We start from the raw sequence: 11,586 nt of genomic DNA, 5'->3' as shown, positions 1-11,586 counted from the left end.
CTCAGTTCACCCCGGAGTTCCAGTGCAGCTTGCGGCGCAGCGTCGCGTAGTAGCTCCAGCCTTGCGGATGCAGGAACCGCACCTGGTTCGCCGAACGCCGCACCCGCACGCGGTCGCCGTGCAGCAGGCTGGCGAGCGACTGCATGTCGAAGCTGACGCTCGCGTCGCGCCCGGCGACGATCTCGATGTGGATGTCGCCGGTGTCGGGCAGCACGATCGGCCGGTTCGAGAGGTCGTGCGGCGCGATCGGCACCAGCACCCAGCCCTTGATGCCAGGATGCAGGATCGGGCCGCCGGCCGACAGCGCGTAGGCGGTCGATCCGGTCGGCGAGCCGATGATCAGGCCGTCGGAGCGGAAGTTCGCGACGAACTCGTCGCCGATGTCGACCTTCAGCTCGACCATGCTCGCCGCCGCGCCGCGGCTCACGACCACGTCGTTCATCGCGTAGCCCTCGAATATCTGCGCGTCGTCACGCCACACGCCACCTTCGAGCATCGTGCGGCGTTCCTCGATGTAGTCGCCGGCGACCATCGGCGCGAGGGCCTCGGCGAACTGGCCGATGTTCACATCGGTGATGAAGCCCAGCCGCCCCTGGTTGATGCCGACCAGCGGGGTGCCGTAGCGGGCGAGCTGGCGCGCGATGCCCAGCATCGTGCCGTCGCCGCCGACGACGACCGCGAGGTCGCAGTCGCGGCCGAGTTCGTCGGCGGTCAGGGCGCCGTAGCCATCGATGCCGGTGTTCAGCGCGGTCTGGCGTTCGAGCGAGACCTCGAGCCCCTGCCGCACCAGGAACTGCGCGATGTCCTCCAGCACGCCGCGGATGCCCTGGGCCTGGTATTTGCCCACGAGCGCGGCGTGACGGAAGGGGCTGGACATGCGCGGGATTACACCACAGCACCCCCTGCAAACCGGCCTTGAAAGGGCCCGCCGCCTACAATGACGACATGCTGGACGAGCGCGCTAAAACACTGCTGAAGGCCCTGGTCGAGAAGTACATCGCCGATGGCCAGCCGGTGGGTTCGCGCACGCTGTCGCGGGCCAGTGGCCTGGAGCTGTCGCCGGCGACGATCCGCAACGTGATGGCCGACCTGGAAGACCTCGGCCTGATCGTCAGCCCGCACACCAGCGCCGGCCGCATCCCGACGCCCAAGGGCTACCGCCTGTTCGTCGACACGATGCTGACCGCGCAGCCGCTGGCCAACGCCCCGCCGACGCCGCAGTTGCCGCCCGACCAGCCGCAACGCGTGATCGCGAACGCGGCGCAGCTGCTGTCCAACCTGTCGAGCTTCGTCGGCGTGATCACCGCGCCGCGCAAGGCGAGCGTGTTCCATCACATCGAGTTCATGCGCCTGAGCGAGCGGCGTGTGCTGGTGATCCTGGTCGCGCCTGACGGGGACGTGCAGAACCGCGTGATCTTCACCGCCCAGGACTACACCCAGTCGCAGCTGATCGAGGCCAGCAACTACCTGACCGCGAACTACCGCGGCCGCACGATCGAGGAGGTGCGCGAGCGTCTGAAGACCGAGGTCGACGCGCTGCGCGGCGAGATCGCCACGCTGATGCAGGCCGCGGTCCAGGCCGGCAGCGAGGCCCACGCCGACAGCCAGGAGCAGGTCGTGATCAGCGGCGAGCGCAACCTGCTGACAGTGCAGGACTTCTCCAGCGACATGGGCAGCCTGCGCAAGCTGTTCGACGTCTTCGAGCAGAAGACGCAGCTGATGCGCCTGCTCGAGGTCAGCAGCCGCGCCGAGGGCGTGCGCATCTACATCGGCGGCGAGAGCATGGTGGTGCCGTTCGAGGAGCTGTCGGTGGTCTCGGCGCCGTACGAGGTCAACGGCCAGATCGTCGGCACGCTCGGCGTGATCGGGCCGACGCGGATGGCGTACGACCGGATGATCCAGATCGTCGACATCACGTCGCGGCTGGTGACCAACGCGTTGAGCACGAAGTAGCGGCGCGCCGCGCGCTGCCTACAATCCCCGCACGCCGGGCCGCTAGCTCATGATGGTTAGAGCAGCAGACTCATAATCTGTTGGTGCCGTGTTCGACTCACGGGCGGCCTACCAATTAGTGTGTGTCAGAGAGCAATTCTCTGATTGGATCGCGGAGCATGGCGATCGATGGCCAGCCGGGGACGGCCATGCAGCCATCGGACTTCGCGGTGGACTCGTGTGCGCGAGATGCGAGATCGCGAGGGTGACGTCGACTTCTTGCGGTGGGCTCCGTGCACCACTCAACGGTCAGCGAAACCTGCGTTTCCTGACAGAGCGGAGACGTTAGGCCAGTCGGCGAAATGAAACATTTGCGCTGACGTGCGAGTGTCATTCGTGACTTAGTTGTCGGTTTCCGCGTGGGAATACCCCTCGGTCAGCCTGTTTGCACCCAACCAGGGGGGGTGTGAATTGCGTAGGCGCATTAACAATGTTTCACATATCACTGAACAGATTCAGGGCTGCGTCTTGACACTTTCGTGTCTGCGCTCCCGCCGTCCACACGATGCCGATAGTTCGGCGCAGGAGCACCAATGAGCGACCCAATCATCACAGGCACCGAGAGCAACGACAACCTGAATGGCGGTTCTGGTGCCGACACGATCAACGGCGGCGCTGGCAACGACAAGATTTCGGGTGGGTCCGGCAATGACACGCTGAACGGCGGCAGCGGAAGCGACATCGTCAACGGCGATTCCGGTAACGACACGCTGGTCTACAACCTCACCGAAAACCTCAACGGTGCGAAGGACGTCTATACGGGCGGCTCCGGCATCGACACCGTCCTGATGCAACTGAGTGCGGCGCAGTGGGTGGACCTTGGGGTTCGCGCCGAGTTGCAGCGTTACGTGACGTTCCTGCAGACGGTCAAGACCAATCCGCAAGGTGAAGTATCGAACGGGAGCGCCAGCGATTTCACCTTCAAATTCGCCAACGACACCGCGCTGACCGTCCAGATGATGGAGAAGCTGGCGGTATCGGTGCAGCAGGCGGACGGCTCATACCTGGCGATTGACTTTCACCAGACCGTCTTGACCGGGGTGACGCAGCAGTTTGTGAGCGAGCTCGGCGACGCCTCGGCTCAGGACTTGAAACTCGTTGGTACATTGAGTTTCCTCGATCTCGATGCGGGCCAGTCGCTCATCGCCACCGTCGGCTCTTCGTCGGTCGTGGCAAGTGCCGGCGTGGTGCTTCCCAGCAATCTGGCAGTGGCGCTGGCGCCCGTGTTGAGCTTTTCAGGGCCAGCCACCTGGACCGGCGGTGTGCAGACAATCGGGTACATCTACGACCCGCTCGCGGTAAACCTGGACTTCCTGCGGGCAGGGCAGTCGATCACCGTAACGTACGCCGTGAAAGTTGGCGACTCGGTCGCGCAGAACTTGGTCATCACCATTGCCGGCACGAACGACGCGCCGGTGCTCAGCAGCTTCGTCTCGACCGTGCCGGTGGCCGAACTCGGCAATGCGTCGGCTCAGGACATTTCACCAATCATCGGCACGCTGTCGGTGAACGATGCGGACATCGGGGACACCTTGCACGCATCGGTGTCTGGAGCTCCGTCTCTTGCGTTGAGCGGCGGCACGTTGACTGCGGCTCAGGTCGCTGCCCTCACCACGGCGCTGGGAAGCGGCAAGCTGACTTTCGCTGACGCCAATTCCAACGGCGGAACGAAGAGCCTCGCGTATACCTGGGACCCGGCGGCCGCCAACCTGGACTTTCTGGCGCAAGGGCAGACACTGACGGTGACCTATGGGGTCAAGGTCAGCGACGGGACAGCGGATTCGGCTGTCCAGTACTTGACTTTCACGATCACCGGCACCAACGACGCGCCTGTGATCACGAGCGGCACGCAGACCGGTGCGATCACGGAGCAGGCGGGCCTCACCGGCTCAATGAGCAGCGACACCGTCAGCGGTGCAGTGACCTTCACCGACGCCGACCTGAGCGACACCCACACCGTAATGGTGACGGGCGTCACAGCGGCGGGCACCACCTCGGGCCTGCCGGCCAACGCCACGCTGCTGAGCTGGCTCACGCTGGGTGCGCTGAGCGACTCCACCAATGGTGCCGCCGGTTCCGACGCCTGGACCTTCGCGGCCCAGGACAAGAGCTTCGACTACCTGGCAGCGGGTCAGACCGCGACGCTGACCTACGCGGTGCAGGTTGCCGACACCCATGGCGGCAGCACTTCCCAGAACGTCACCGTCACGATCACCGGTACCAACGACGCGCCGTTGATCACGAGCGGCGCGCAGACCGGTGCGATCATGGAGCAGGCGGGCCGCACCGGCTCAATGGGCAGCGACACCGTCAGCGGTGCAGTGACCTTCACCGACGCCGACCTGAGCGACACCCACACCGTGACGGTGATGGGCGTCACAGCGGCGGGCACCACCTCGGGCCTGCCGGCCAACGCCACGCTGCTGAGCTGGCTCACGCTGGGTGCGCTGAGCGACTCGACCAATGGCGCCACGGGCTCCGACAGCTGGACCTTCGCGGCCCAGGACAAGAGCTTCGACTACCTGGCAGCGGGTCAGACCGCGACGCTGACCTATGCGGTGCAGGTTGCCGACACCCATGGCGGCATCACCTCCCAGAACGTCACCGTCACGATCACCGGCACCAACGACGCGCCGATCGTCTCGGCCGACACCATCGCCTCGCACGCCATCACCGAGCTGGCCGCCACGCTTGCCTCGAGCTCGGCCGACAGCGCCGCGGGCACGCTCGCCTTCACCGACGTCGACCTGACCAACACGCACACGGTCGCCAACGCGATTGACACCGCCACCTGGTCGGGCGGCTCTGCACTGCCCAGCGGGCTGGCCACCGTGCTGGCCTCCGCACTCACCACCAGCGTTGCCACCGACAGCACCGGCTCGGGCTCGGGCTCGGTGCACTTCGGCTTCAGCGCGGCCGACAGCAACTTCGACTTCCTCGCCGCCGGCCAGACGCTCACCGTCACCTACAACGTCACGGTCACGGACAGCAGCAACGCGACCTCGACCCAGACAGTCACTTTCACGATCACCGGGACCAACGATGCGGTGACGATCACCAGCGCGGCGCAGGCCGGCGCGGTGGTCGAAGACGCCGACACGACGGCGTCGACGACCGACACGCTGAGCGCGGCGGGCACGGTCAGCTTCAACGACGTGGACCTGACCGACACGCACGCGGTGAGCTTCGCGCCGGTGGCCGGAGCGCTGGGCACTTTCGCGCTGGGCACGGTGAGCGAAAACGCCACCACCGAGCCGGGCTCGGTGGGCTGGAGCTACAACCTCGACAACGCGGCGGCGCAGTACCTGGCCGCAGGCCAGACCAAGCTGGAGACCTACACCGTCACGGTGGATGATGGCCACGGCTCGACGACCACGCAGGACGTGGTCATCACGATCACCGGGACCAACGATGCGCCGATCGTGTCGGCCACCGACGTGACCGGTGCGGTGCTCGAGCAGGTCACGCCGGTGGGCAACCTGACCGACAGCGGCACGATCAGCTTCACGGACGTGGACCTGATCGACGTGCACCTGGTGAGCGCCAGCGGCACGCCGGTGGGCAACGTTCTGGGCAGCCTCACGGCCGCGAAAGACAGCGACACCACCGGCAGCGGCACGGGTGGTGCACTGCACTGGACCTACACGGTGGCCGACTCAGCCGTCGAGTACCTGGCCGCCGGCCAGACCAAGGTCGAGAGCTTCACGATCACGCTGGACGACCAGCACGGCGGGCTGATCACCAAGCAGATCAACGTGACCATCACCGGCACCAACGACGCGCCGGTGATCACGAGCACGGCGCAGAGCGGCGCGGTCCAGGAAGACACCACGCTGACGGCCACCGGCACGGTGAGCTCCAGCGACGTCGACCACGGCGCGACGGCGGCCTACAGCGGCGACGCCACCGGCACCTACGGCAGCTTCGCGGTCAACGCCAGCACGGGGGTGTGGACCTACGCGCTGGACAACGCCGGCCACCAGGACCTGGCCCAGGGTGAAAGCCACGTCGAGACCTTCGTGGTCACGGTGACCGACGACTTCGGTGCGACGGCCACGCAGAACGTGAGCATCACCATCACCGGCACCAACGACGCGCCGGTGATCACGAGCACGGCGCAGAGCGGCGCGGTCCAGGAAGACACCACGCTGACGGCCACCGGCACGGTGAGCTCCAGCGACGTCGACCACGGCGCGACGGCGGCCTACAGCGGCGACGCCACCGGCACCTACGGCAGCTTCGCGGTCAACGCCAGCACGGGGGTGTGGACCTACGCGCTGGACAACGCCGGCCACCAGGACCTGGCCCAGGGTGAAAGCCACGTCGAGACCTTCGTGGTCACGGTGACCGACGACTTCGGTGCGACGGCCACGCAGAACGTGAGCATCACCATCACCGGCACCAACGACGCGCCGGTGATCACGAGCACGGCGCAGAGCGGCGCGGTCCAGGAAGACACCACGCTGACGGCCACCGGCACGGTGAGCTCCAGCGACGTCGACCACGGCGCGACGGCGGCCTACAGCGGCGACGCCACCGGCACCTACGGCAGCTTCGCCGTGGAGGCCGCCACCGGCCAGTGGCTGTACACGCTGGCCAACGATGCGCACCAGAACCTGGCCGCCGGCGAAAGCCACGACGAGGTGTTCACCGTCACCGTGACCGACGACCAGGGCGCCACGGCCACGCAGAGCGTGACGATCACCGTGACCGGCACGAACGACGCGCCGGTGATCACCTCCGGAGCCAGCGCCAGCGAAGGCGAGAACACCCCGGCTTCTAACGTCGTGTACACGGTGGCTGCGACCGATGCTGACGCCGGTGCGACGCTCAGCTACGCGATCACCGGCATCGACGCCGCCCTGTTCGATATCAACAGCTCGACCGGTGCCGTGACGTTCAAGGCGTCGCCGAACTTCGAGGCGCCGAACGACAACGGCGGCAACAACGTGTACGACATCGTCGTTCACGCGAACGACGGAGTAGTCGACACCACTCAGGCAGTGGCGATTTCGGTGACCAACGTCAACGAGGCACCGGCAATCAGCTCCAACGGAGGTGGTGCCGCTGCAGCCATCACTGTGAACGAGAACACGACCGCAGTGACGACGGTGACAGCCAACGATCCGGACGGCGTTGCGTTGGTCTACAGCATCGTGGGCGGGGCAGACGCAGGCCAGTTCACCATCAACGCATTGACCGGTGCACTCGTTTTCGTCAGCGCTCCCGATTTCGAGATCCCAACCGATTCGCCGCCACAACCGCATAACAATGTCTATAACGTGACGGTGCGGGCTTCGGACGGCACGCTGTTCGATGATCAGGCACTCGCGGTGACTGTCACCGACGTCAACGAGGCGCCGACGATCACCTCCGGTGCGACGGCCAGCGTGGCGGAGAACGCCTCGGCCAGCACGGTGGTGTACACGGCGACGGCGAGCGATCCGGATGCGGGCGACACCAAGACCTGGAGCCTGAGCGGTGCCGATGCGACGTTGCTGAGCATCAACGCCAACGGTCAGGTCACGCTGAACGCGTCGGCCAACTTCGAGGCGAAGTCCAGCTACAGCTTCAATGTGGTGGACACCGACAGCGGTGGCCTGACCGGCAGCAAGGCGGTCGTGCTGAGCGTCACCGACGTCAACGAGGCGCCGACAGTGAACTCGGGCGCGACGGCAAGCGTGGCGGAGAACTCACTGGCCACCACGGTGGTGTACACGGCCACGGCGAGCGACCCTGACACCACGGCACCGAACAATGCCAAGACCTGGAGCCTGACCGGCGCCGATGCGGCATTGCTCAGTATCAACGCCAGCGGCCAGGTCACGCTCAACGCGCCGGCCAACTTCGAGGCGAAGTCCAGCTACAACTTCAATGTGGTGGACACCGATGGTGGTGGCCTGACCGGCAGCAAGGCGGTCGTGCTGAGCATCACCGACGTCAACGAGGCGCCGACGATCACCTCCGGTGCGACGGCCAGCGTGGCGGAGAACGCCTCGGCCAGCACGGTGGTGTACACGGCGACGGCGAGCGATCCGGATGCGGGCGACACCAAGACCTGGAGCCTGAGCGGTGCCGATGCGACGTTGCTGAGCATCAACGCCAACGGTCAGGTCACGCTGAACGCGTCGGCCAACTTCGAGGCGAAGTCCAGCTACAGCTTCAATGTGGTGGACACCGACAGCGGTGGCCTGACCGGCAGCAAGGCGGTCGTGCTGAGCGTCACCGACGTCAACGAGGCGCCGACAGTGAACTCGGGCGCGACGGCAAGCGTGGCGGAGAACTCACTGGCCACCACGGTGGTGTACACGGCCACGGCGAGCGACCCTGACACCACGGCACCGAACAATGCCAAGACCTGGAGCCTGACCGGCGCCGATGCGGCATTGCTCAGTATCAACGCCAGCGGCCAGGTCACGCTCAACGCGCCGGCCAACTTCGAGGCGAAGTCCAGCTACAACTTCAATGTGGTGGACACCGATGGTGGTGGCCTGACCGGCAGCAAGGCGGTCGTGCTGAGCATCACCGACGTCAACGAGGCGCCGACGATCACCTCCGGTGCGACGGCCAGCGTGGCGGAGAACGCCTCGGCCAGCACGGTGGTGTACACGGCGACGGCGAGCGATCCGGATGCGGGCGACACCAAGACCTGGAGCCTGAGCGGTGCCGATGCGACGTTGCTGAGCATCAACGCCAACGGTCAGGTCACGCTGAACGCGTCGGCCAACTTCGAGGCGAAGTCCAGCTACAGCTTCAATGTGGTGGACACCGACAGCGGTGGCCTGACCGGCAGCAAGGCGGTCGTGCTGAGCGTCACCGACGTCAACGAGGCGCCGACAGTGAACTCGGGCGCGACGGCAAGCGTGGCGGAGAACTCACTGGCCACCACGGTGGTGTACACGGCCACGGCGAGCGACCCTGACACCACGGCACCGAACAATGCCAAGACCTGGAGCCTGACCGGCGCCGATGCGGCATTGCTCAGTATCAACGCCAGCGGCCAGGTCACGCTCAACGCGCCGGCCAACTTCGAGGCGAAGTCCAGCTACAACTTCAATGTGGTGGACACCGATGGTGGTGGCCTGACCGGCAGCAAGGCGGTCGTGCTGAGCATCACCGACGTCAACGAGGCGCCGACGATCACCTCCGGTGCGACGGCCAGCGTGGCGGAGAACGCCTCGGCCAGCACGGTGGTGTACACGGCGACGGCGAGCGATCCGGATGCGGGCGACACCAAGACCTGGAGCCTGAGCGGTGCCGATGCGACGTTGCTGAGCATCAACGCCAACGGTCAGGTCACGCTGAACGCGTCGGCCAACTTCGAGGCGAAGTCCAGCTACAGCTTCAACGTGGTGGACGCTGACAGCGGTGGCCTGACCGGCAGCAAGGCGGTCGTGCTGAGCGTCACCGATGTCGGACCCACCCTGGGCACCATTGCCATCTCGGGAACCGGCACCAACAAGACGCTGACGTTCACGTTTACCGGTGTGACTGGATCGGTCTCGGGATTTGATGCTGGTGACGTCACAGTCACGCGAACTGGTGGACAGAACGCACCCATCACCAAGGGCTCGATGTCTTCCGCAACTGACTTGGGCGGTGGAGTTATTACGTTTACTCTGCCAATTACAAAGTCCAATACAAACCAAATATTCACCGTATCTGTACCGGACAGCGCGTTCACTGACAGTTCAGGGGAACCAGGCAAGGGCTTGAGCGTGACGGGACTCCAACCTGCCGGGATCGCTGGTGAGGCGATCAGCTTGGCACTGACGGAGCCGCCCGACCATGTCGGCGCTGTTAGCGTGAATATCAGCGGAATGCTCGCTGGCTGGACACTGAATGCCGGCACCAACAATGGGGACGGCACTTGGACTGTGCAGACCAGTGATCCAAGTTCCTTGACAGTGACGACACCCGCGGATTTCGCCGGCGCGCTGGTTCTAAGCGTCGTTATGGTTTGGTTCAACGCTGACGGCACAACGGGCAAGTCGGTCGTTTTCAACAACGTCGAGGCCTACGCCCGCGGCAATCCAATCTTCGCTCTCTCTTCCGAAGACCACCTTACCGCCTCGTCCGCCGCCGACCTCCTGGTATTCGCCCAGCCGATCGCCCACGACACGATCCACAGCTTCGATGCCGTGAACGACAGAATCGACCTGATCGGCTTCACCGGCGTCAGCGGCTTCGACAACCTCACGATCGTCGACGATGCGAACGGCAATGCGGTGATCACGATGGGTCCCGGCTCGACGATCACCGTGATCGGCGTCCACGCCGCCGACCTGACCGCCGCCAACTTCGAGTTCAACCTCGAACCGGTGACGATCAACGCCGGCACGATGACGATCTCCAACGGTGCGATCCTGCCGCTCGGCGGCGTGATCGAAAACAGCGGCACGATCGCGCTGGGCTCGACCGGCAGCGAGACCGACCTGCAGATCCTGGTCGAGAGCGTGACGCTGCAGGGCGGCGGGCAGGTGGTTCTGTCGGACGACGCCAACAACGTCATCTTCGGCGGCGCCTCGACCGCGACGCTGATCAACCTCGACAACACGATCTCCGGCGCCGGCCAGATCGGCGCGGGGCAGATGACGCTGGTCAACGCCGGAACGATCGTCGCCGACGGCACGCACGCGCTCGTCATCGATACCGGAAGCAACACCGTGACCCACACCGGTTCGCTCGAGGCCACCGGCAGCGGCGTTCTCGTGGTCGACAGCGCGGTCGCCGGCCACGGCAGTGCAACGATCGACGGGCACGGGGCGATCGAGTTCGGCGCCGCGTCCGATGCGAACGTCGGCTTCGCGGGCGCGGCATCGGGCACCTTGACGCTGGCCCAGGCCGGCGGCTTCACCGGCACGATCGCCGGCTTGAACGCGGACGACACGCTGCACTTCGGCGACGTCGCGTTCTCGGCCGCGACCCAGCTCAGCTACACCGTCAACGCGGCGGGCACGGCGGGCTCGCTGGTCGTGAGCGACGGCACGCACACGGCGCAGTTGTCGCTGATCGGGCAGTACACGGCCGCGGACTTCCACCTCGGCGCCGGCGCAGACGGCCACGCGCTGCTGACCAACACCGTCGCCGACAACGCGACCGTGCTGGGTACCGCCGGTGCGGACGTGCTGGTGGGGACCAGCAGCAACGACATCCTCGTCGGCGGCCAGGGCAGCGACACGCTGACGGGCGGCGCGGGCAGCGACACTTTCATGTTCCGCAGCAGCGACGCCGGCGCGGTGGACACGATCACCGACTTCGATGCCGGCGCGGGCGGCGACATGCTGGGCATCGGTGCGCTGCTGCAGGGTTACGCGGCGGGCGCGGACCTGTCGCAGTTCGTCAGCTCGCACGAGACGGCGTCGGGCACGATCGTCTCGCTCGACGTCGACGGCGCAGGATCGGTGCACGGTTTCCAGGATCTGTTGCTGTTGCAGGGCGTGACCGGACTGGACTTCAGCACGCTGATCGGGCATGTGGATGCGGCTGCGCTGCCGTGAACGGGCACGAACCGCCGCGGCTGCGGTCCGGCCACCCGATCGCGGGGGTGGCCGGCGGCCCGGCGGGCGTTCGTGAGTTCCTACCGCCGGTCGT

General features: G+C 66.1%; 3 protein-coding genes and 1 tRNA gene. 3 read left to right on the top strand and 1 reads right to left on the bottom strand.

Translation table 11 applies throughout. The features are described from left to right. Position 1: 1 nt before the first annotated feature. Complete coding sequence (locus tag ACWH49_RS06765; RefSeq protein WP_448170762.1) at positions 2–877, bottom strand: NAD kinase; 876 nt, start codon at positions 875–877, stop codon at positions 2–4. 68 nt (positions 878–945) lie between these two features. Between ACWH49_RS06765 and hrcA the strand changes: the two genes are divergently transcribed. From hrcA to ACWH49_RS06750, 3 genes are all read left to right on the top strand, one after another. Continuing rightward, complete coding sequence (hrcA, locus tag ACWH49_RS06760; protein ID WP_056465458.1) at positions 946–1,953, top strand: heat-inducible transcriptional repressor HrcA; 1,008 nt, start codon at positions 946–948, stop codon at positions 1,951–1,953. A gap of 36 nt (positions 1,954–1,989) precedes the next feature. After that, positions 1,990–2,067: transfer RNA gene (locus tag ACWH49_RS06755), tRNA-Ile, on the top strand. Positions 2,068–2,525: 458 nt separating this feature from the next. Further along, positions 2,526–11,492 (top strand): VCBS domain-containing protein, encoded by an 8,967-nt coding sequence (locus ACWH49_RS06750; protein ID WP_448170761.1) that lies wholly within the window; start codon positions 2,526–2,528, stop codon positions 11,490–11,492. The last annotated feature ends 94 nt before the right edge of the window (positions 11,493–11,586 follow it).

Source organism: Rhizobacter fulvus, from assembly GCF_964020785.1.
The sequence above is the reverse complement of the archived record's forward strand: the minus strand, read 5'-3'. Positions and strand labels throughout refer to the sequence as shown.